At 70.4% G+C, this 20,999-nt stretch carries 19 protein-coding genes; 18 read left to right on the plus strand and 1 reads right to left on the minus strand.

The window, feature by feature from the left end; translation table 11 throughout:
• Positions 1-23 precede the first annotated feature (23 nt).
• The 5 genes from ftsH (at position 24) to folK (ending at position 4,932) form a co-directional block, all read left to right on the plus strand.
• On the plus strand, positions 24-2,387 hold the full coding sequence (ftsH, locus tag E1288_RS12540) for an ATP-dependent zinc metalloprotease FtsH (protein ID WP_132484500.1): 2,364 nt from the start codon (positions 24-26) through the stop codon (positions 2,385-2,387).
• A gap of 78 nt (positions 2,388-2,465) precedes the next feature.
• Entirely contained in the window at positions 2,466-3,080 is a 615-nt protein-coding gene (folE, locus tag E1288_RS12545; RefSeq protein WP_235883523.1) for a GTP cyclohydrolase I FolE, read from the plus strand.
• A complete protein-coding gene (gene folP / locus E1288_RS12550) occupies positions 3,080-3,928 on the plus strand; it encodes a dihydropteroate synthase (RefSeq protein WP_132484504.1) in 849 nt (282 codons plus the stop codon). Before folE ends, folP begins: the two co-directional genes overlap by 1 nt.
• Positions 3,921-4,310, plus strand: coding sequence for a dihydroneopterin aldolase (folB, locus tag E1288_RS12555; protein WP_132484506.1), 390 nt, complete (start codon positions 3,921-3,923; stop codon positions 4,308-4,310). Before folP ends, folB begins: the two co-directional genes overlap by 8 nt.
• A 127-nt stretch (positions 4,311-4,437) precedes the next feature.
• Complete coding sequence (gene folK / locus E1288_RS12560; protein ID WP_132484508.1) at positions 4,438-4,932, plus strand: 2-amino-4-hydroxy-6-hydroxymethyldihydropteridine diphosphokinase; 495 nt, start codon at positions 4,438-4,440, stop codon at positions 4,930-4,932.
• A 136-nt stretch (positions 4,933-5,068) separates the two neighbouring features.
• Here folK and E1288_RS12565 read toward each other — a convergent pair whose 3' ends face one another.
• A complete protein-coding gene (locus tag E1288_RS12565; RefSeq protein WP_132484510.1) occupies positions 5,069-6,016 on the minus strand; it encodes a MerR family transcriptional regulator in 948 nt (315 codons plus the stop codon).
• 115 nt (positions 6,017-6,131) lie between these two features.
• On the opposite strand from E1288_RS12565, the gene E1288_RS12570 reads away from it, so the two are divergent.
• The 13 genes from E1288_RS12570 to E1288_RS12630 all read left to right on the plus strand — a co-directional run bounded on the left by E1288_RS12570 (position 6,132) and on the right by E1288_RS12630 (position 20,945).
• Positions 6,132-6,593: a DUF3180 domain-containing protein gene (locus E1288_RS12570; protein ID WP_132484648.1), complete on the plus strand. Its 462-nt coding sequence runs from the start codon at positions 6,132-6,134 to the stop codon at positions 6,591-6,593.
• A 109-nt stretch (positions 6,594-6,702) separates the two neighbouring features.
• Positions 6,703-7,572, plus strand: a complete 870-nt coding sequence (locus E1288_RS12575) for a DUF6779 domain-containing protein (RefSeq protein WP_235883516.1) — start codon at positions 6,703-6,705, stop codon at positions 7,570-7,572.
• Positions 7,573-7,622: 50 nt separating this feature from the next.
• Positions 7,623-8,906: a PrsW family intramembrane metalloprotease gene (locus E1288_RS12580; RefSeq protein WP_132484514.1), complete on the plus strand. Its 1,284-nt coding sequence runs from the start codon at positions 7,623-7,625 to the stop codon at positions 8,904-8,906.
• Positions 8,907-9,300: 394 nt separating this feature from the next.
• The gene (locus E1288_RS12585; RefSeq protein WP_132484650.1) at positions 9,301-10,200 is read left to right on the plus strand and encodes a Rossmann-like and DUF2520 domain-containing protein; all 900 of its coding nucleotides are present in this window, start codon (positions 9,301-9,303) and stop codon (positions 10,198-10,200) included.
• Positions 10,197-11,108: a pantoate--beta-alanine ligase gene (gene panC / locus E1288_RS12590; protein WP_235883517.1), complete on the plus strand. Its 912-nt coding sequence runs from the start codon at positions 10,197-10,199 to the stop codon at positions 11,106-11,108. Before E1288_RS12585 ends, panC begins: the two co-directional genes overlap by 4 nt.
• A gap of 84 nt (positions 11,109-11,192) precedes the next feature.
• On the plus strand, positions 11,193-11,669 hold the full coding sequence (gene panD, locus E1288_RS12595) for an aspartate 1-decarboxylase (protein ID WP_093267982.1): 477 nt from the start codon (positions 11,193-11,195) through the stop codon (positions 11,667-11,669).
• A 46-nt stretch (positions 11,670-11,715) separates the two neighbouring features.
• Positions 11,716-12,510 carry a type III pantothenate kinase gene (locus E1288_RS12600; protein WP_132484516.1) on the plus strand — a complete coding sequence of 265 codons (795 nt, stop codon included), beginning with the start codon at positions 11,716-11,718 and terminating at the stop codon, positions 12,508-12,510.
• Between the two features lie 318 nt (positions 12,511-12,828).
• Positions 12,829-14,283: a lysine--tRNA ligase gene (gene lysS / locus E1288_RS12605; RefSeq protein WP_207954326.1), complete on the plus strand. Its 1,455-nt coding sequence runs from the start codon at positions 12,829-12,831 to the stop codon at positions 14,281-14,283.
• Between the two features lie 184 nt (positions 14,284-14,467).
• A complete protein-coding gene (locus E1288_RS12610) occupies positions 14,468-14,821 on the plus strand; it encodes a histone-like nucleoid-structuring protein Lsr2 (RefSeq protein ID WP_132484520.1) in 354 nt (117 codons plus the stop codon).
• Positions 14,822-15,109: 288 nt separating this feature from the next.
• Positions 15,110-16,192 (plus strand): FecCD family ABC transporter permease, encoded by a 1,083-nt coding sequence (locus tag E1288_RS12615; protein WP_132484522.1) that lies wholly within the window; start codon positions 15,110-15,112, stop codon positions 16,190-16,192.
• The gene (locus tag E1288_RS12620) at positions 16,189-17,280 is read left to right on the plus strand and encodes a FecCD family ABC transporter permease (protein WP_132484524.1); all 1,092 of its coding nucleotides are present in this window, start codon (positions 16,189-16,191) and stop codon (positions 17,278-17,280) included. The genes E1288_RS12615 and E1288_RS12620 overlap by 4 nt, the downstream gene beginning before the upstream one ends.
• The gene (locus E1288_RS12625; protein WP_132484526.1) at positions 17,277-18,149 is read left to right on the plus strand and encodes an ABC transporter ATP-binding protein; all 873 of its coding nucleotides are present in this window, start codon (positions 17,277-17,279) and stop codon (positions 18,147-18,149) included. Before E1288_RS12620 ends, E1288_RS12625 begins: the two co-directional genes overlap by 4 nt.
• A 243-nt stretch (positions 18,150-18,392) precedes the next feature.
• Positions 18,393-20,945: an ATP-dependent Clp protease ATP-binding subunit gene (locus tag E1288_RS12630; RefSeq protein ID WP_132484528.1), complete on the plus strand. Its 2,553-nt coding sequence runs from the start codon at positions 18,393-18,395 to the stop codon at positions 20,943-20,945.
• Positions 20,946-20,999 lie beyond the last annotated feature (54 nt).

Genomic DNA, 20,999 nt, shown 5'->3' on the forward strand with positions numbered 1-20,999 from the left:
GGCCGCCCGCCGGCCGCAAGTGAATGGACCGAAAGCGCCTGCTCCGCAACCCGCTGCTGTGGATCCTGACAGCGTTTCTGCTGATCTGGGCCTTCAGCGTGCTCTTCGACGAGACTCGCTCCTACCGCGAAGTCTCCACCTCGCAGGCCCTGGAGCAGATCGCCCAGGGCAAGGTCAAGGAAGCGACCATCGAGGACAAGGAGCAGCGGGTCCGGCTGACCCTTAACGACGGCCAGAACTTCCAGGGCAGCAACCAGCTGATCGCGCAGTACCCGGCCGGTGCCACCGACACGATGGTCACCGAGATCCGCAACGCGCACGTGCCGGTCTGGAACACCAAGGTCACCCAGGACTCGCTCTGGGTGCAGATGCTGTTCTACCTGGTTCCGATCGGCCTGCTCGTGCTGCTGCTGATGTGGATGATGAACAACGTCCAGGGCGGCGGTAACCGTGTCCTGAACTTCGGCAAGTCCAAGGCCAAGCAGCTCACCAAGGACATGCCCAAGACGATGTTCAACGACGTCGCGGGTGCCGACGAAGCCGTCGAGGAACTGCACGAGATCAAGGACTTCCTGCAGAACCCCGGCCGCTACCAGGCCCTCGGCGCCAAGATCCCGAAGGGCGTCCTGCTCTACGGCCCGCCCGGCACCGGTAAGACGCTGCTCGCGCGAGCCGTCGCCGGTGAGGCCGGCGTGCCGTTCTACTCGATCTCCGGTTCCGACTTCGTCGAGATGTTCGTCGGTGTCGGTGCCTCCCGCGTCCGCGACCTGTTCGAGCAGGCCAAGCAGAACGCGCCGTGCATCATCTTCGTCGACGAGATCGACGCGGTCGGCCGCCAGCGCGGCGCCGGCCTCGGCGGTGGGCACGACGAGCGCGAGCAGACCCTCAACCAGCTGCTGGTCGAGATGGACGGCTTCGACTCGCGCGGTGGCATCATCCTGATCGCCGCGACCAACCGGCCGGACATCCTGGACCCGGCGCTGCTGCGCCCGGGCCGGTTCGACCGGCAGATCCCGGTGTCCGCGCCGGACATGCGCGGCCGCCGCGCGATCCTGGGCGTGCACTCCAAGGGCAAGCCGCTGGCGCAGGACGCCGACCTGGACAGCCTCGCCAAGCGCACCGTCGGGTTCTCCGGCGCGGACCTGGAGAACGTGGTCAACGAGGCCGCGCTGCTCACCGCCCGCGAGAACGGCCAGCTGATCACCGCCGCCGCGCTGGAAGAAGCGGTGGACCGCGTGATCGGTGGCCCGCGCCGGAAGAGCAAGATCATCTCGGAGCGCGACAAGAAGATCACCGCCTACCACGAGGGCGGGCACGCGCTGGCCGCCTGGGCGATGCCCGACCTGGAGCCGGTGTACAAGCTGACGATCCTGCCGCGCGGTCGCACCGGTGGGCACGCCCTAGTCGTCCCCGAGGACGACAAGGACATGATGACCCGCTCGGAGATGATCGCCCGCCTGGTGTTCGCGCTCGGCGGCCGCTCCGCCGAGGAGCTCGTTTTCCACGAGCCGACCACCGGCGCGTCCAGCGACATCGAGCAGGCGACCAAGATCGCCCGCGCGATGGTCACCGAGTACGGCATGACGGCCCGGCTGGGCGCGGTCAAGTACGGCAAGGAAGAGGGCGACCCCTTCCTCGGCCGCACCGCCGGTCAGCAGCCGAACTACTCGCTGGAGGTCGCGCACGAGATCGACGAGGAGGTGCGCCGGCTGATCGAGGCCGCGCACACCGAGGCGTGGGAGATCCTGAACACCTACCGCGACGTCCTCGACGACCTGGTGCTGGAGCTGATCGACAAGGAGACGCTGGTCCGCAAGGACCTGGAGCGGATCTTCGCCCGGGTGGAGAAGCGGCCCCGCATCACCGCGTTCAACGACTTCGGTGGTCGGACGCCGTCGGACAAGCCGCCGATCAAGACCCGGGGCGAGCTGGCCAAGGAGCGCGGCGAGCCGTGGCCCCCGGTCAAGGAGGAGCCGGAGCCGGCTCCGGCGCCCTCGCCGGCCGGTCAGAACGGCACCCCGCCGCACCACGAGCAGCCGACCCCGGCCGGTGCGGGTGCCGGTGCGCACCAGGGCACGGTGCAGTTCCAGAACCCGAACCAGGGCCAGCCGCAGCAGCAGGGTCAGCACGGGCAGGTGCCGCAGGCGGTGCCGCCGAACTACGGCGCGCCGCCCGGGTGGACCCCGGCGACCACGCCGTCCGGTTCGAGCTACCCGGGTGGTGGCGGCCAGTACAACTGGACGCCGTCCTGGGAGCGCGGGCAGCAGACCCCGGCCGAGCACCCGGCGCCGCAGTCGGGCGAGCCGAAGGCGGACGACCAGCGGTCCAACCCCGAGCCGAGCCAGGACCAGGCTCAGGACAACGGCAGCGGCAACACCAGCCGCTGAACACTCCGGTGCACTCGGCGCCTCCGGGCGCCTCAGCCGGTGGAGGAAAGACAATTGACCAGCACGGTCGACGAGCCGATCGGGGCGGAAGGCGACTTCCGTCCCGACGGCTCTTTCCACATCCCCCAGTTCGACCAGGCCCGCGCTGAAGCGGCCGTCCGGGAACTGCTGATCGCGGCGGGCGAAGACCCGGACCGGGAGGGCCTGCGGGACACCCCGGCCCGCGTCGCCCGCGCCTATCGCGAGCTGTTCGCGGGCCTGTACACGAATCCCGACGAGGTCCTGGACCGGACCTTCGACGAGGCGCACGAGGAACTGGTCCTCGTCCGCGACATCCCGGTCTACTCGCAGTGCGAGCACCACCTGCTGCCGTTCCACGGCAACGCGCACGTCGGCTACATCCCGAACGAGCAGGGCCGGGTCACCGGGCTGTCCAAGCTGGCCAGGCTGGTCGACCTCTACGCCAAGCGCCCGCAGGTGCAGGAGCGGCTCACCTCGCAGGTCGCGGACGCCCTGGTGCGCCGACTGGACCCGCGCGGGGTGATCGTGGTGATCGACGCCGAGCACCTGTGCATGGGCATGCGCGGCGTCCGCAAGGCGGGTTCGACGACCACCACGTCCGCCGTGCGCGGCATCTTCCGCAGCTCGGCGTCCTCGCGTTCCGAGGCGCTGTCGCTGATCAGGGGACGCTGATGCATTCGCTGCTGCCCCACCCGCAGCGCTGCGCGGTGATGGGCGTGCTCAACGTGACGCCGGATTCGTTCTCCGATGGCGGGCGCTACCTGGACCGCGCGGCGGCCGTCGCGCACGGCATCGAGATGCACCGGCTGGGCGCGGACATCATCGACGTCGGCGGCGAGTCGACGCGGCCGGGTTCGCAGCGCGTCGATGCCGCCACCGAGATCGAGCGCGTGCTGCCGGTGGTGCGGGAGCTGGTCGCGGCCGGGGTTCCGGTGAGCGTGGACACGACCCGCGCCAAGGTCGCGGCGGTGACGGCGGAGGCCGGCGCGGCGATGATCAACGACGTGTCGGGCGGGCTGGCGGACCCGGAAATGGCGCACGTCGCCGCGGACACCGGGCTCCCGTGGGTGCTGATGCACTGGCGCGGCCACAGCAAGGACATGAACAGCCTCGCGGTCTACGAGGACGTCGTCGCGGAGGTGCGCGGCGAGCTGCTGCGGCAGGTCGACGTGGCGTTGGCCGCAGGCGTGGCCGAGGGCGCGATCGTGCTGGACCCGGGGCTCGGGTTCGCCAAGACCGGCGCGCACGACTGGCAGTTGCTGCAGCGGCTCGACGTCTTCGTCGGCCTCGGTTTCCCGGTGCTGGTCGGGGCCTCGCGCAAGCGGTTCCTCGGCCGGCTGCTCGCCGACGCGGACGGCAAGCCGCGACCGCCCGCCGGGCGGGAGACGGCGACGGCCGTGGTGTCGGCGCTGGCGGCGGATCGCGGCGCCTGGGGTGTGCGGGTGCACGACGTCTTGCAGTCGTTGGACGCGGTCGCAGTGACCGCGGCGTGGCGCAGCGGAGGGGAACTCGGTGGCTGACCGGATCACGTTGACGGGTCTGAAGGTTCGCGGCAACCACGGCGTCTTCGACCACGAGAAGCGCGACGGCCAGGACTTCTTCGTAGACATCACGGTGTGGATCGATCTGGGCGAGGCCGCCGCCAGCGACGACCTGCAGAAGACGCTGCACTACGGCGAGCTGGCCGAGCGGGCGGCGGCGATCGTCGCCGGGCCATCGCGGGACCTGATCGAGAGCGTGGCGGGCGAGATCGCGGACGACGTCATGACCGACGAGCGGGTGCACGCCGCCGAGGTCACGATCCACAAGCCGAGCGCGCCGATCCCGCTGACCTTCGGGGACGTGGCGGTGACGATCCGCCGTTCCCGCCGAGGCGGCCGCGGCAGCGTCGTCCCGGCGTGAGACGCCCAATTTTAGGCAAAATCGGGAGCGCCTACCGCCGGGATGCCGCGCGGTTGCGATCGGAAGTTTCCAATTTTAGGCAAAATCGGACGTCCCTCGCGGGGCCGTGCGAGTTCGGGAGGGTGCGATGAGCAGGGCGGTGCTTTCGCTGGGGTCCAACCTCGGCGACCGGTTGGCGTACCTCCGGCTCGCCGTCGACGGCCTGTCGGACGTGCTGGTCGCGGCGTCCCCGGTGTACGAGACGGCGCCGTGGGGCGTCACCGACCAGCCGGACTTCCTCAACGCGGTGCTCATCGTGGAGTCCTCCGAGCTCGACGAGTGGGGCTGGTTGCGCCGGGGCCAGGCGCTGGAGCAGGAGGCGGAGCGCCGCCGCGAACAGCGGTGGGGCCCGCGGACCCTGGACGTCGATGTGGTCACAGTGGACGGTGTCCGCAGCGACGACCCGGAGCTGCTGCTGCCGCACCCCGGCACGCCGAGCCGGGCCACGGTGCTGATCCCGTGGCTGGCGATCGATCCGGGCGCCGAGCTGCCCGGGCACGGCCGCGTCGCCGATCTGCTGGATGCCTTGCCCGCCAACGAGATCGCCGACGTCCACCTCCGCGCCGATCTGAAACTCCACTGAGGACGATCAGTCCCCACGGTCGAGTTCTGCCCGGTGGCTGCGCCGGTTTCGCGCGAAAACGTCGCAGCCAGGCGTGGAGAACGCCGGTTTCGCGCGAAACCGGCGTCCCGAACGCCTCTGGCGCAACGGGAGGCGGCTACTTGATCGACGCGCGGATGGCCGCGGCCAGCCAGCGGGTGCTGGCCGCCGTCACCGGGTGCGCCGGCCAGCCGTTGATGATCGCCAGCAGTTCCCAGTAGCGCGACATCCGCTCGTCCGTGTCGTTGTCGTAGTGCTCCGCCAGCTCGTGGCGGAACTCGGCGGAGTCGGGCCGGTCCCACTCCACGGCGGCCATCGCCACCATCCGCTCGACCAGCGCCTGCGCTTCGGCGCTCTCCGGCGGCGTGCCCGCCTCGACCGACACCCGCGCCTCGTCGGTGATCGCCCACCACTTCCGCGCGTCCTCGGGGTTCGCCACCGCCATCGACTCGCCCGCGTCGCGGCGGTCCGAGTGCTCCTGGGAGAGCGCCCGCACCGCGCGCCGGAAGTCGGTGTCCCGCACCAGCTCCGCCAGCTCGATCCAGGCCTCCAGCTGCTCCGCGGTCGGGTCCTCCGGCAGGTTCGGCTTGGCGGAGCGCATCCACTCGGTGAACCCCGGCGTCATGTTGAGGTCGGCGCTGACCTCGTCCCAGAACTCGTCGATCAGCCGGTGGCGCTCCTCGTCGGACATCTGCGCCAGCTTGTGCATGAGTCTTACCTCCTCGGTCGAACGGTCCAGCTTCACGACCGCCCGCAGCACCGCACGCCGGGTCTGCAGCAGGCGCATCTGCTCCTCCAGCAGCTCCAGGTGCGTCCGGGCCAGGTGCGAGAGCGTGGTCTCGCGGGCGAGCACCCGCTGCACCTCGTCCAAGCCGGCACCCAGTTCGCGCAGGGTGCGCACCAGTTCCAGCCGGCTGATGGCCGTCACGTCGTAAAGCCGGTAGCCCGCCGCGGTTCGGTCGGTGGGCGGCACCACGCCGCTGTCGGAGTAGAACCGGATCGTCTTCACGCTCAGCCCGGTGCGCCGGGCCAGCTCGCCGATCGTGTAGAGCGCGGTGTCGTCCACGCGATTCACCTTGGACCCTCCAGTCAGGGGAGACGCAAGATGATTTTCGCCCGCGAATGGTGCCGGTGCCGTGAGGTGCCATGCTGGAACCGTGGCACCGCGACAGGCAGAGCACTTGACCTTCACCAAGCCCCGGCACCTCATCGCGGGCGGGCTGGCAGCGGCAGTCGTGGTCTACCTGCTCACCCGGCTGCTGTACGGCGAGCTGCCGCAGCTGCCGGTGCTGGCCGGGGCGACGCTGCTGCTGATCGCGCTCATCGACGTGCTGCTGGCGCTGAACATGCGGCCTCGGGTGCAGCGCAAGCCCGGCACCGAACCGGTCGAAGGGCTGACCGCCGCGCGCGCCGTCGCGCTGGCCAAGGCGTCGTCGCTGGCCGGCGCGATCATGGCCGGCGTGTGGATCGGGCTGATCGCCTACCTGCTGCCGCTGTACGGCAGGGTCGAGGCCGCCCGGGCCGACACGGCCTCCGCGGTGGTCGGGTTGATCAGCGCCGGCGCGCTGATCGCCGCCGGGCTCTGGTTGGAGAACTGCTTGCGCAATCCCGATGAGCCGGAAGAACCCTACGAAGACGAGTGACGTCGCTCGGCCGTTCGGCGGGCGGTGGGCTGCGCCACACCGCCCAAAGTGGAGCCGGGTCGCTCGCCTTGAGATCTCGAACTGATAACCGCCCGGTACCGTGGTGGGCATGTCCGAACGCGGCGGCACCGAGACCGAATCCAGCAAGGGGCGATCGACGGCCCTGTGGGTCGGAGCGCTGGTGCTCGCCGCGGCCGCCACGGCGGTGCTGGTGGTCAGCAACGACGTCCGCTACCTGCGGCTCGGGTTGGTCGCCGCGCTGTGGTCGGCGCTGATCGGCGCGTTCGCGGTCGCCAAATTGCGGCACCGGGTGGTGCAGGGCGAGGAGCTCGTCGCGGACCGGCAGCGGATTTACGAACTCGAACTGGAGCGGGAGATCGCGGCCCGGCACGAGTTCGAGCTGGAGGCGGAGGCCGAAGCGCGTCGGCAGGCGGCCGAGGAGTCCGAGGGCGAGATCAGGGAGCTGCAGGCCGAGCTGCGCCGGCTGCGCGAGAGCCTGGAGCAGGTGCTCGGCGGCGACGTGCTGTTCGAGCGGGTCGCCCTGCGCGCCGAGTCCACCCGGGTTCGCTCGCTGCCCGAACGCGGCAACGTCGAGGGCCAGCTCGTGCAGCCTCCGGCCGGGCGCGAACTGCCCGCCGCGCCGCCGCCGCAGCCGCAGAACGTCGTCCAGCCCAACACCGAGCTGATCACGAAGCTGGCCGGGGAGCAGCCAGAGCGGCGGCCCAAGCCGCGCCAGCGGCCGAAGCAGCAGCCGACGCAGGCCCATCCGGCCCGCCAGGCCGCTGCCCGGCGGCCCGACCGGGCGCAGTACGAGCGGCCGGAGCCGCCACCCAAGCCCAAGCCAGAACCGGCCGCCGCCGCACCGCCGCCGGAGCCGGACCCGGCGGGCGCCCACGCCGAGGGGACCTCGGTGAACGACCTGCTCGCCGCGTACGGCGGGCCCTCCGACACGCAGCGCCGGCGCCGCCGACGCGCCTGAGAAGGTGACTATCCGGGCATGCCCTGAGGCCGTTCTCTAGGGTTTTGTCCGTGTCGAGTCCTGACCTTCGGAGGCAGCCCGCCGATCTTTCCGGCGCGCGCAGGCTGCAGACCCGCAAGAACCACGCCGTCGGATGGCCCGTCGCCGGCCTGATCGTGCTCGGAATCTGCGGGCTGGTGATGGTCGGCGTCACCACCTCAAAGGTCGGCGTGGCGGCGGCGCTCGTCGGAGCGGTGGCCGCGCTGCTCCCGGTGGGCGTGGTGTTCGCCGCGATCATCTGGATCGACCGCTGGGAGCCGGAGCCGCCGATGCTGCTGCTCGGCGCGTTCCTGTGGGGTGCGGGTGGGGCGACCGCGTGCTCGCTGCTGCTCAACGACGCGATGATGGGGCTCGGCAACGTCCTGTTCGGCGCGGGCGGCGACCGGTTCTTCGCCACGGCCGTGATGGGTCCGCTGGTCGAGGAGGCGGCGAAGGCGCTGTTCGTGGTGGCGCTGTGGTTCCGCCGCCGGTCGGAGTTCAACGGGCTGGTCGACGGCATCGTGTACGCGGCACTGACCGCGGCGGGCTTCGCCTTCACCGAGAACATCCTGTACTTCGGCAAGGCGTTCGTGGCCGGTGGGCTCGGCGGCGTCAGCGGCGGTGTCGTGGCGCTGTTCATCGTGCGCGGCGTGCTCGCACCGTTCTCGCACCCGCTGTTCAGCTCGATGTTCGGCATCGGCATCGGGTTGGCCTCGCGCACCGACCGGAAGCGGATCCGGGTGCTGTACCTGGTGCTCGGCTTCGCCGGCGCGGTGCTGCTGCACGCGGTGTGGAACGCGTCCACGCTGTTCGGCGGCGCGGAGTTCCTGAACGTCTACTTCCTGATCATGGTGCCGATCTTCCTGGGCACCTTCTGGCTGGTGGTGTGGCAGCGCAAGCGGGAGCAGCGGATCGTCATCCAGCAGCTGCCGGTGCTGGAGCGGGCCGGGCTGATCGTGCGCAGCGAGATGGAGATGCTCGCGACGCTCGCGGGTCGTCGCGGCTGGCTGCGCAAGGTGCGGCGCAGCGCCGGGCACGAGGCGGCGAAGGCGGTGCGGGACTACCAGATCGCGGTGACCGAGCTGGCGTTCCTGCAGCACCGGGCGGAGCAGGGCCGGACCACCAGCGCGGCGCGCCGGGCGCGGCGGGAGAAGCTGATCGCGGACCTGAAGCAGGCCCGGCGGTCGGCGGCGGGCACCCAGCAGGCGATCCAGACGGCGCGCATCAAGCTCAACGAGCTCACCCAGCACAACCTCAAGCGCCCGCCGTACCCCGGCAACCGCCCCAAGCCCCCGATCCAGCGCTCCCGCGACTGACCGCGGCTCGGGTGACGGACCGCAATTTCAATGGAAATCAGACCTTCGATTTCCATTGAAATTGCGGATCTCCGGTGTGTCGGGGCACGACACACCGGAGGGGTGTGGATGGTCCCGGCCTGGTTCCAACGGAAACCGGGGTCCGGTTTCAATTGAAACTGGGCCCGGATTCCGTGGAAGCCGGGCCTCGAGTTCCCTGGACGCCGAGACCTGGGCCCCGGGTGCTCGTCGGGGTTGCGGGCCTGGAGACTGCCGGGCTGGGGCGGGTGGCGGGACCGGATTGCGTGGTCCTCGCCACCTGACGGGCACGGCGGCGGGATTCGCGGGCTACTCTCGCGCTGCTGTCCGGTACCCGGTGGTTGGGACTGGAACGGTATTGGAGGACGACGTGGCGATTGCTGCTGGTCGCACGGGCCCTCGGCTGCGGGTCGGAATCATCTCCGCCGGTCGGGTGGGCGCCGTGCTGGGTGCGGCGCTGCGGCGCGCGGGTCATCAGGTCTCCGCGGTTTCCGCGGTGTCCGAGGCTTCGCTGCGCCGGGCGGAGGAGCTGCTTCCCGGGGTCGCCGTGCTGCCGCCCGACGAGGTCGCCAGGCAGGCCGACCTGGTGCTGCTGGCCGTGCCGGACGACGCGATAGCCGGGCTGGTCCGCGGCCTGGTCGCCACCGATTCGCTGCGCGGCGGGCAGATCCTCGTGCACACCTCCGGCGCGCACGGCGTGGACGTCCTCGCCGCGGCCACCGACATCGGCTTGCTGCCCCTGGCGCTGCACCCGGCGATGACCTTCACCGGCCGCGCGGAAGACGTCGAACGCCTCGCCACCGCGTGCATGGCCGTCACCGCGTCCACTGCGGACGATGCCGGCTGGCACGTCGCGGAGGCGCTGGCGCTGGAGCTCGGGATGGAGCCGGTGCGGGTCCCGGAGGAGTCCCGCGGCCTCTACCACGCCGCGCTCTCGCACGGCGCCAACCACCTGATCACGCTGGTCAACGAGTGCGCTGAGCTGCTGCGCGGCGCGGGCATCGAGGTCCCGGAGCGGGTCATGGCGCCGATCCTGTCCGCTTCGCTGGACAACGCGCTGCGCCTCGGCGACCGCGCCATCACCGGCCCGGTGATGCGCGGCGATGCCGGCACGGTCCGGGCCCACCTCGCGGCGCTGTCCGGCGCGAACCCCGAGGTCGTGCCCAGCTACCGCGAGCTGGCGAAGCGGACCGCGGAGCGCGCCGAGGACGCCGGAATCCTGCGCGCCGACGGGGCCGAAGCGGTCCGCGAGGCGTTGGGCGAGGAGCCGTCATGAGCACTGGAGTCGTCATGAGTGAAAGCCCGGGTTTCGCGCGGGGCGAGCTGACCGTGCACCGCGATCCCGCCGAGCTGGCCGGGGTCACCCGCGCCCTGCGGGCCACCGGCCGCAAGATCCACCTGGTGCCGACCATGGGCGCGCTGCACCGCGGCCACCTGGAGCTGATCCGCCGGGCCCGGCAGGACATCAACGCCGTGACCGTGGTGTCGATCTTCGTGAACCCGCTGCAGTTCGGGCCGAACGAGGACTTCGACCGCTACCCGCGCAGCTTCGAGACCGACCTGGCGGCGTGCCGGGAGGCCGGGGCGGAGCTGGTCTTCGCGCCGTCGGTCGAGGCGATGTACGGCACCGACCCGCAGATCACCGTCCACTCCGGACCGCTGGGCGAGCAGCTGGAGGGCGCCTCCCGCCAGGGGCACTTCGACGGGATGCTCACCGTGGTGCTGAAGCTGCTCAACATCGTGCGCCCGGACCTGGCCTTCTTCGGCGAGAAGGACTACCAGCAGCTCGTGCTGATCCGGCGGATGGCGCGGGAGCTGAACCTGGACGCCCGGATCCAGGGCATCCCCACCGTGCGGGAAGCCGACGGCCTGGCGCTGTCCTCCCGCAACGCCTACCTCACCGCCGAGCAGCGCGAAGCGGCGCTGGTGCTCTCGGCGGCGCTGACGGCCGGGGCGCACGCGGGTGCGGCCGGCGCGGACGCGGTGCTCGAAGCCGCCGGTGCGGTGCTGGCCACCGAGCCGTCGGTGGCGGTCGACTACCTGGAGCTGCGCGACACCGAGCTGGGCCCGGTCCCGGCCGAGGGCGAGGCGCGGCTGCTGGTGGCGGCCAAGGTCGGCTCGACCAGGCTGCTCGACAACGCGCTGGTGCTGCTGGGCAGCCCCGGGGTGCCGGAGCGGTCGTGAGTCGGGGAAGGCGCCCGTCGGACCCGATCGGGTGTCGCGCAAGATGCGTCGGCAAGCCGCGGTATCGGCAGTAGGAGGTCTGCGATGTTCCGCACCATGCTGAAGTCCAAGATCCACCGTGCGACGGTGACCCAGGCCGACCTGCACTACGTCGGGTCGGTGACGGTGGACGCGGACCTGATGGACGCCGCGGACCTGCTGGAAGGCGAGCAGGTCGCGATCGTCGACGTCACCAACGGCGCCCGGCTGGAGACCTACGTGATCACCGGCGAGCGGGGCTCCGGGGTGATCGGCATCAACGGCGCGGCCGCGCACCTGATCGAGCCCGGCGATCTCGTCATCCTGATCTCCTACGGGGTGATGGACGAGATGGAGGCGCGTTCGGTGCGGCCCAAGGTGATCTTCGTCGACGCGGACAACCGCATCGTGGAGCGCGGCGAGGACCCGGCCCGCGCCCCGGAGGGCTCCGGGCTCACCAGCGGCGCCGTGCTGGCCGATCCCACGGCCGAGACCGACGACGCCGCGAAGCTCGACGCCCTCCTGCAGCAGCCGGAGCACTGAGCAGCTGTCGTGACCTGGCACGAATCTCCCGAAGGGACGAACGACGGTGCTGCTCGCCATCGACGTCGGAAACACCAACATCGTGCTCGGCCTCTACGCCGACCGCCCGGATGTCGACGTCGCGAAGACGCTGGTGCGGGACTGGCGGATGCGCACCGAGCCGCGGATGACCGCCGACGAGATGGCGCTGACCATGCGAGGGCTGCTCGGCGACTACGCGGAGGAGATCACCGGCATCGCGGCGCTGTCCACAGTGCCCGCACTGCTGCGCGAGCTCCGCGTGATGCTCGGCCGGTACTGGAGCGACGTGCCGCGCGTGGTCGTGGAGCCGGGCGTGCGCACCGGGGTGCCGCTGCTGGTGGACAACCCGAAGGAGGTCGGCGCCGACCGGGTGATCAACACGCTGGCGGCGCACCACCTGCACGCGACGAACTGCGTGGTGGTCGACTTCGGCACGTCCACGAACATCGACGTGATCTCGTCCAAGGGCGAGTTCCTGGGCGGCGCGTTCGCCCCGGGCATCGAGATCTCGCTGGACGCGCTGGCCTCCCGGGCCGCGCAGCTGCGCAAGGTCGAGCTGGTCCGCCCGCGCTCGGTGATCGGCAAGAACACCGTGGAGTGCCTGCAGTCCGGCATCCTCTTCGGATTCGCGGGCCAGGTGGACGGGCTGGTGCGCCGCATCGTCGCCGAGCTGGAGTCCACCCACGGCGGCCCCACCACGGTCCTCGCCACGGGCGGCCTGGCGCCGCTGGTGGTCACCGAGTCGACGACGATCACCCACCACGTCCCGGACCTGACGCTGCTGGGCCTCCGCCTCGTCTTCGACCGCAACTTCCGCTGACCCCCAGGGTGCGGCTCGTCTTTCGGTGGGTGGTGTGAACGGCCTGTTGGCCTCTCCTATCGGGACGAACGGTCCGTTCACCTCATTCCAGCGGATCGGGGAGATGAAGTGAACGGTCCGTTCACCTCGCCCATCGAGGCGAACAGGCCGTTCGCTCCACACCGCCCGCGAAACGGGCCGGGTGGTGTCAACCGCTGAAAGGACGCCTGGTGGCGGCGTCGCGGAGGGCGAAACGTACCCTTGGAGGCCGTGACTGACCAGGACCTTCCCAACCCTCCGGCAACCAGCGCTGACGGCGTCGACGATCTGCCGGAACAGATGCGGATCCGGCGGGAGAAGCGGGAGCGCCTGCTCGCCGCCGGTGTCGACCCCTACCCGGTGAACCTGCCGATCACGCACGGCCTCGCCGAGGTGCGCGCCGCGTACCCGGACCTGGAGCCCGATACCGCCACCGGCGACCAGGTCGGCGTCGCGGGCCGCGTGATGTTCTTGCGCAACACCGGAAAGCTCTGCTTCGCCACACTGCGCGCGGGCGACGGGACCGAGCTGCAGGCCATGCTCAGCCTCAAGCAGGTCGGTGAGGACTCGCTGGCGGCCTGGAAGGCCGATGTCGACCTCGGCGACCACGTCTTCGTGCACGGCGAGGTGATCACCTCCCGGCGCGGCGAGCTGTCCGTGATGGCCGACGAATGGCGGATGGCGGCCAAGACGCTGCGCCCGCTGCCCGTGATGCACAAGGACCTCGGCGAGGAAACCCGCGTCCGGCAGCGCTACGTCGATCTGATCGTGCGGAAGCAGGCCGCCGACACGGTGCGCACCCGCGCCGCGGTTCAGCGATCGCTGCGGGATTCGTTCGACCGGCGCGGTTTCGTCGAGGTGGAAACCCCGATGTTGCAGACGCTGCAAGGCGGTGCCGCGGCTCGCCCGTTCACGACGCATTCCAACGCCTTCGACATCGACCTGTTCCTGCGGATCGCGCCGGAGTTGTATCTGAAGCGATGCGTGGTCGGCGGGATCGAGAAGGTTTTCGAGATCAACCGGAACTTCCGCAACGAGGGCAGTGATTCTTCCCACTCGCCGGAGTTCGCGATGTTGGAGTTCTACCAGGCGTATGCCGATTACAACGACATGGCCGAGCTCACCAGGTCGCTGATCCAGGAAGCGGCCGAGGCGGTCGCGGGTTCGCAGGTGGTCACCTGGTTCGACGGGACCGAGTACGACTTGTCCGGCGAGTGGGCGTCGCTGCGGATGTACGACTCCTTGTCGGAAGCGCTGGATTCGGAGATCACCCCGGAAACTCCGGTGGAGGCGCTGCGCAAGCACGCGGACTCCTACGGATTGCAGACCGATCCCAAGCACGGCCACGGAAAGCTCGTCGAGGAGCTGTGGGAGCACCTGGTCGGCGATCATTTGACCGCACCGACGTTCGTTCGCGACTTCCCGTTGGAGACCTCCCCGCTGACCCGGCAGCACCGCACCGAGCCGGGCGTGGCGGAGAAATGGGATCTGTACGTTCGCGGGTTCGAGCTCGGGACCGGATACTCCGAACTCGTCGACCCGGTCGTGGAACGCGCTCGCCTCGAGGAACAGGCCGCACTCGCGGCCGCCGGAGACGACGAGGCCATGCCGATCGACGAGGACTTTCTCCGCGCCCTGGAGTACGGAATGCCGCCCAGCGGCGGGGTCGGAATCGGTATCGACCGGTTGTTGATGGCGTTGACCGGTCTCGGTATCCGGGAGACGATCCTGTTCCCGCTGGTCCGGCCGGAATGACCCGATCAGGGCGGGAGGCGGTGAATTTTCCGGCCCGGGTGAGTGCATTGTCGCAGTTACTGCGCTAACCTGTGCTCAGAATGTTCCGGTGACGGCTTATTGACGTACTCGCAAGGGAGTTGCGCTCCTGGCGAGGTCGCTGTCCCGCTATTGCACATTTTTTGCTCCGGGGAGGACTTCGAAGATGGCGCAGAAGGTCACAGTCACCCTTGTCGACGATCTCGACGGCGGGCAGGCGGATGAAACCGTCGAGTTCGGATTGGACGGCGTCGCCTACCAGATCGACCTTTCCGCCGACAATGCCGGTGAGTTGCGGGATGCGCTCGCGAACTACGTCTCGAACGCGCGCCGGGCGGGCGGCCGGAAGAAGCCGGGCCCGCGCCCGGGCGCCGCGGCGCGTTCCACCGGCGGTTCCACGAGTGCCGATCGCGAGCAGAACCAGGCCATTCGGGAATGGGCTCGCAAGCGCGGTCTGAAGGTGTCGGACCGGGGCCGTATCCCCGCCGACATCGTCGAGCAGTACCACCAGGCGAACTGAAGTAACCGACGCCGAGGGGCGTTTGCGGGCCGATGGGCCCCGCAAACGCCCCTCGTTGCGTTCGGATAACTCTAATCGCCGCTTAACGGGCCGAAATGTGGCGATTGATCAACGCGAGATCTTGTCCGATTGTGGCCCGTGTTGCCCTTTTTCCCGGTTGCCCCGGCGCCGGTAACCGCCGCCCCCCGCCGACGTGTGACATCGGACATTCCGGCCCACCCTGTCGGTTCAGCCTTAGGTGGGCCTAACCTAAGTGCGGTCCGGACGGGTGAACAGAGGGAGTGGGACGTGAGTCGCAGCGTGGCCGTCGACGGCCCTCCCGGGTCCGAGCAGGTCGCGGCGTCCACAGCTGCCGGCGGCGAACGCCTGCGACAACGCCGGCGCCGCCGGGTCACGGGCATCGTCGTGCTGCTGGTCGTGCTCGCGGTCAGCTGCGTGCTCAGCGTGATGATCGGCGCCAAGACGATCCCGCTGGCGGACGTGTGGGCCGGGCTGTTCGCGCCGACCGGCACGGAGAACGACCTGATCATCCGTGAGCTCCGGGTGCCGCGCACCGTGGTCGGCGTCCTCGCGGGCGCGGCGCTGGGCCTGGCCGGCGCGCTGATGCAGGGCCACACCCGCAACCCGATCGCCGACCCGGGCATCCTCGGCATCACGCAGGGCGCGGCGCTGGCCGTCGTGCTCGCGGTCTACACCTTCGGCGTCACGACGCTGCTCGGCTTCATCTGGTTCGGCTTCGCTGGCGCGATGCTGGGCGCGCTCGCGGTGTTCGCGATCGGCTCCCTCGGCCGCGGCGGCCCGACCCCGGTGACGCTGGCGCTGGCCGGCACGGCGATCAGCCACCTGCTGCAGGCCATCACCTCGGCGCTGGTGATCTCCGACCAGCAGACCATGGACACCTACCGGTTCTGGAAGGTCGGGTCCATCGCGATCACCGACACCGCGGTGATCCCCCAGGTGCTGCCGTTCCTGGTGGTGGGCGTGGTGCTGGCGCTGGCCAACGCGTCGAGCCTCAACGCCCTCTCGCTCGGCGACGACGTGGCCCGCTCGCTCGGCCACCGCGTCGAGTGGGCCCGCCGGACGGGCATCGCCGCGATCGCGATCCTGGTCGGCGGCGCGGTCGCGATCTGCGGGCCGATCGGGTTCGTCGGGCTGATCGTGCCGCACGTGGCCCGCTACTTCACCGGCGCCGACTACCGCTGGCTGCTGCCGTTCGCCGGGCTGCTGGGCGCGTCGCTGGTGCTGCTCGCCGACGTGCTCGGCCGGGTCGTGGCGCGGCCGTCCGAAGTGCAGGTCGGGGTGATGCTGGCGATGGTCGGCGCACCGTTCTTCATCGCGCTCGTGCGCCGCCGGAAGTTGGTGCGGTTGTGACCCAGGTCCTCGAAGACGAGCAGTCGGGCGTCTCCGGTCGCCGGCCGGTCCGGGTGGGCCCGTTCTCCGGCGTGCTGCGCATGCGGCCGCTGGTGGCGCTGCTGGGCGGCCTGGTCGTGCTGCTGGCCGTGTTCGTGCTCAACGTCGGCCTCGGCGAGTACCAGATCAGCCCGCTGGAGGTGCTCAACACGCTGTTCGGAGGCGGCGACCGGGCGCAGCAGATCATCATCTGGGAGCTGCGGCTGCCGAGGTCGCTGACCGGCCTGCTGGTCGGCGCCGCGCTCGGCCTCGCCGGCGCGATCATGCAGGCCCTCGCCCGCAACCCGCTGGCCAGCCCGGACATGCTCGGCATCACCTGGGGCGCGGGCACCGCCGCGACGCTGGTGATCGTGCTCGGCGGCACCGCGGGCAGCCTCGCGGGCGCGCTGGCCGACTACGGCCTGCCGCTGGTGGCGCTGGCGGGCGGGCTGGTCACCGGCATCGCCGTCTACGGGCTGGCCTACCGCCGCGGCGTGGACTCCTTCCGGTTGGTGCTCGTCGGCGTCGGCGTCAGCGCGCTGGCGGGCAACGCGACCTACTGGCTGCTCACCGTCGGCGACGTCACCGAGGCGAGCCGGGCCATGGTGTGGCTGACCGGCAGCCTCAACGCGCGCGGCTGGGAGCACGTCATCCCGGTGGGGATCGCCCTGGTCGTGCTGATCCCGCTGGCCCTGATCGGCGCGCACGTGCTCGGCGCGCTGCAGTTCGACGACGACACGGTGCGCGGCCTGGGCGTCCGGATGGACTTCTCGCGCGGCGTGCTGCTGCTGGCCTCGGTCGCGCTGGCGTCGATCGCCACTGCCGCGGCCGGGCCGATCCAGTTCGTCGCGCTGGCCACCCCGCAGATCGCGCTGCGCGTGGCGCGCACCTCGCGGCCGCCGCTGCTCACCTCAGCGGTGCTCGGCGCCGCGCTCGTCGTCGGTTCGGACGTGATCTCCCGGACCGCCTTCGGCGGCACCGAGCTGCCGGTCGGCATCATCACCGCCATCCTCGGCGCCCCGTACCTCATCTACCTGCTCGTTCGTCGGTACCGGGAGGCCCGCGCATGACCGCATCCGCCACGTCCAAGACGACCGACGACGGACGCGCGGTGCCCTCTGGCGACCGGCAGCGGCTGCACGCCACCGACCTGCAGCTGGCCTACGGCGACCGCGTCATCGTCGACGGCCTGGACTTCGACGTCGTGGACGGCACCATCACCGCGGTGATCGGCCCGAACGGCTGCGGCAAGTCGACGCTGCTGCGCGCGCTGGGCCGGCTGCTGAACCCGCGGCGCGGCAGCGTGCTGCTGGACGGCAAGCAGATCCACAAGATGTCCACCAAGGAAGTCGCCAGGGTCCTCGGGGTGCTCCCGCAGTCGCCGGTGGCGCCGGAGGGCCTGACCGTCGCCGACCTGGTCGCCCGCGGCCGCCACCCGCACCAGTCCTGGTACCGGCAGTGGTCCTCCGACGACGAGTCGGCGGTGGCCGAGGCGCTGGGCATGACCGGCATCGCCGACCTCGCCGACCGCACCCTGGACGAGCTCTCCGGCGGCCAGCGGCAGCGCGCCTGGCTGTCCATGGCGCTGGCGCAGGGCACCGACCTGCTGCTGCTCGACGAGCCGACCACCTACCTGGACCTCTCGCACCAGGTGGACGTGCTGGAGCTGGTCGGGCAGCTGCACGACGAGAGCGGTCGTACCGTCGTGATGGTGCTGCACGACCTGAACCTGGCCGCCCGCTACGCCGACCGGCTGGTGGCGATGAAGGCCGGCGCGATCGTCGCCGAGGGCGCGCCGGGCGAGGTGCTCACCGAGGAGTTGCTGGCCGAGGTGTTCGGGCTGAAGGCGCGGGTGATTGCTGATCCCGTCGCGGGTACCCCGATGGTGGTGCCGATCGGCGGGAGGCGCGGCGCGTCCGCCGATCAGTCCAAGCAGTAAGACCTGTTCGCGCTGAGCGGACAGGGCCATCCGATCGGTCCAAATCCGGAATCTCGCAGGCCAGCGTGCCGTTGGTCAGGGTGCCGGACAAGAATGTGGGCAGTAGGCCGTAGCGGGCACGGACCGCGACCGGGTGGGGCTACTACAGTGGTCCTCAAGAGTGCTGAACCCGTCGTGGGCATCGGCGATGCAGGAGCCGTGCCCAGCCAACGAGACCGCCGGCGCAGCAGTCAGGGAGTGCGAATGTTCGAGAGGTTCACCGACCGCGCGAGGCGGGTGGTCGTCCTGGCCCAAGAAGAGGCCCGGATGCTCAACCACAACTACATCGGCACCGAGCACATTCTCCTGGGCTTGATCCACGAGGGTGAGGGTGTCGCCGCCAAGGCGTTGGAGTCGCTGGGTATCGCGCTTGAGGGCGTGCGCCAACAGGTCGAGGAGATCATCGGCCAGGGGCAGCAGGCCCCCAGCGGACACATCCCGTTCACCCCACGGGCCAAGAAGGTGCTGGAGCTGTCGTTGCGCGAGGCGCTGCAGCTCGGCCACAACTACATCGGCACCGAGCACATCCTGCTCGGGCTGATCCGCGAGGGCGAGGGCGTCGCCGCACAGGTGCTCGTCAAGCTCGGTGCGGACCTCAACCGGGTGCGCCAGCAGGTGCTGCAGCTGCTCTCGGGCTACCAGGGCAAGGAGCCCGCGGAGGCCGGCGGCCGCGGCGAGGGCACCCCGTCGTCGTCGCTGGTGCTGGACCAGTTCGGCCGCAACCTCACGCAGAGCGCCCGCGAGGGCAAGCTCGACCCGGTGATCGGCCGGGAGAAGGAAATCGAGCGGATCATGCAGGTCCTCTCGCGGCGCACCAAGAACAACCCGGTGCTCATCGGCGAGGCCGGCGTCGGCAAGACGGCGGTCGTGGAGGGGCTGGCCCAGAAGGTCGTCAAGGGCGAGGTGCCCGAGACGCTGAAGGACAAGCAGCTCTACACCCTGGACCTGGGTTCGCTGGTCGCCGGTTCCCGGTACCGCGGTGACTTCGAAGAGCGCCTGAAGAAGGTGCTCAAGGAGATCAAGACCCGCGGCGACATCATCCTGTTCATCGACGAGATCCACACCCTGGTCGGCGCGGGCGCCGCCGAGGGTGCGATCGACGCGGCGAGCATCCTCAAGCCGATGCTGGCCCGCGGTGAGCTGCAGACCATCGGTGCCACCACGCTCGAGGAGTACCGGAAGTACGTCGAGAAGGACCCGGCCCTGGAGCGCCGCTTCCAGCCGATCCAGGTCGGCGAGCCGTCGCTGCAGCACACCGTCGAGATCCTCAAGGGCCTGCGGGATCGCTACGAGGCGCACCACCGGGTGTCGATCACCGACTCCGCGCTGGTCGCCGCGGCGAGCCTGGCCGACCGCTACATCAACGACCGCTTCCTGCCGGACAAGGCGATCGACCTGATCGACGAGGCCGGCGCCCGGATGCGCATCCGCCGCATGACCGCGCCGCCGGACCTGCGCGAGTTCGACGAGAAGATCGCCGACGTGCGCCGGGAGAAGGAGTCCGCGATCGACGCGCAGGACTTCGAGCGGGCCGCCCGCCTGCGGGACGAGGAGAAGCAGCTCCTCGGCCAGAAGGAGGAGCGGGAGAAGCAGTGGAAGGCCGGTGACCTCGACGTGGTCGCCGAGGTCGACGACGAGCAGATCGCCGAGGTGCTGGCGAACTGGACGGGCATCCCGGTGTTCAAGCTCACCGAGGAGGAGACGACCCGCCTGCTGCGCATGGAGGACGAGCTCCACAAGCGGATCATCGGCCAGAACGACGCGGTCAAGGCCGTGTCGCAGGCGATCCGCCGTACCCGCGCGGGACTGAAGGACCCGAAGCGGCCGTCGGGGTCGTTCATCTTCGCCGGGCCGTCGGGCGTCGGCAAGACCGAGCTGTCGAAGGCGCTGGCGGAGTTCCTGTTCGGGGACGACGACGCGCTGGTGCAGATCGACATGGGCGAGTTCCACGACCGCTACACCGCCTCGCGGCTGTTCGGTGCCCCTCCGGGCTACGTCGGCTACGAGGAGGGCGGCCAGCTCACCGAGAAGGTCCGGCGCAAGCCGTTCTCGGTGGTGCTCTTCGACGAGATCGAGAAGGCGCACCAGGAGATCTACAACACGCTGCTGCAGGTGTTGGAGGACGGCCGCCTGACCGACGGTCAGGGCCGTACGGTCGACTTCAAGAACACGGTGCTGATCTTCACCTCGAACCTCGGCACGCAGGACATCTCCAAGGCCGTCGGCCTGGGCTTCTCCAGTGGTCAGGGCGCTGAGTCCAACTACGAGCGGATGAAGTCCAAGGTCAACGAGGAGATGAAGAAGCACTTCCGGCCGGAGTTCCTCAACCGCATCGACGACGTGATCGTCTTCCACCAGCTCACCGAGCAGGAGATCATCCAGATGGTCGACCTGCTCTCGGGTCGGGTGGAAAAGGCGCTCAAGGCCAAGGACATGGCCCTGGAGCTGACCGACAAGGCGAAGAAGATGCTGGCCAAGCGCGGGTTCGACCCGGTGCTGGGCGCGCGGCCGCTGCGCCGGACGATCCAGCGGGAGATCGAGGACAAGCTGTCCGAGAAGATCCTGTTCGGCGAGATCCAGCCGGGTCAGATCGTGATCGTGGACGTCGAGGGCTGGGACGGCGAAGGCGCCGACGACAAGGCGCACTTCACCTTCCGCGGCGAGCAGAAGCCGTCGCTGGTCCCGGACGCCCCGCCGGTCGCGGTCTCGGCCGCCTCCGAGGAGAAGTCCGAGGGCACGGACCCCGAGTCCGCCTGACGCAAGACCCAGAAGGCCCCGCGCTCCACGACGCGGGGCCTTCTGCGTTGGGGC

The sequence above is a fragment of the Saccharopolyspora elongata genome, assembly GCF_004348985.1.
GTDB lineage: Bacteria > Actinomycetota > Actinomycetes > Mycobacteriales > Pseudonocardiaceae > Saccharopolyspora > Saccharopolyspora elongata.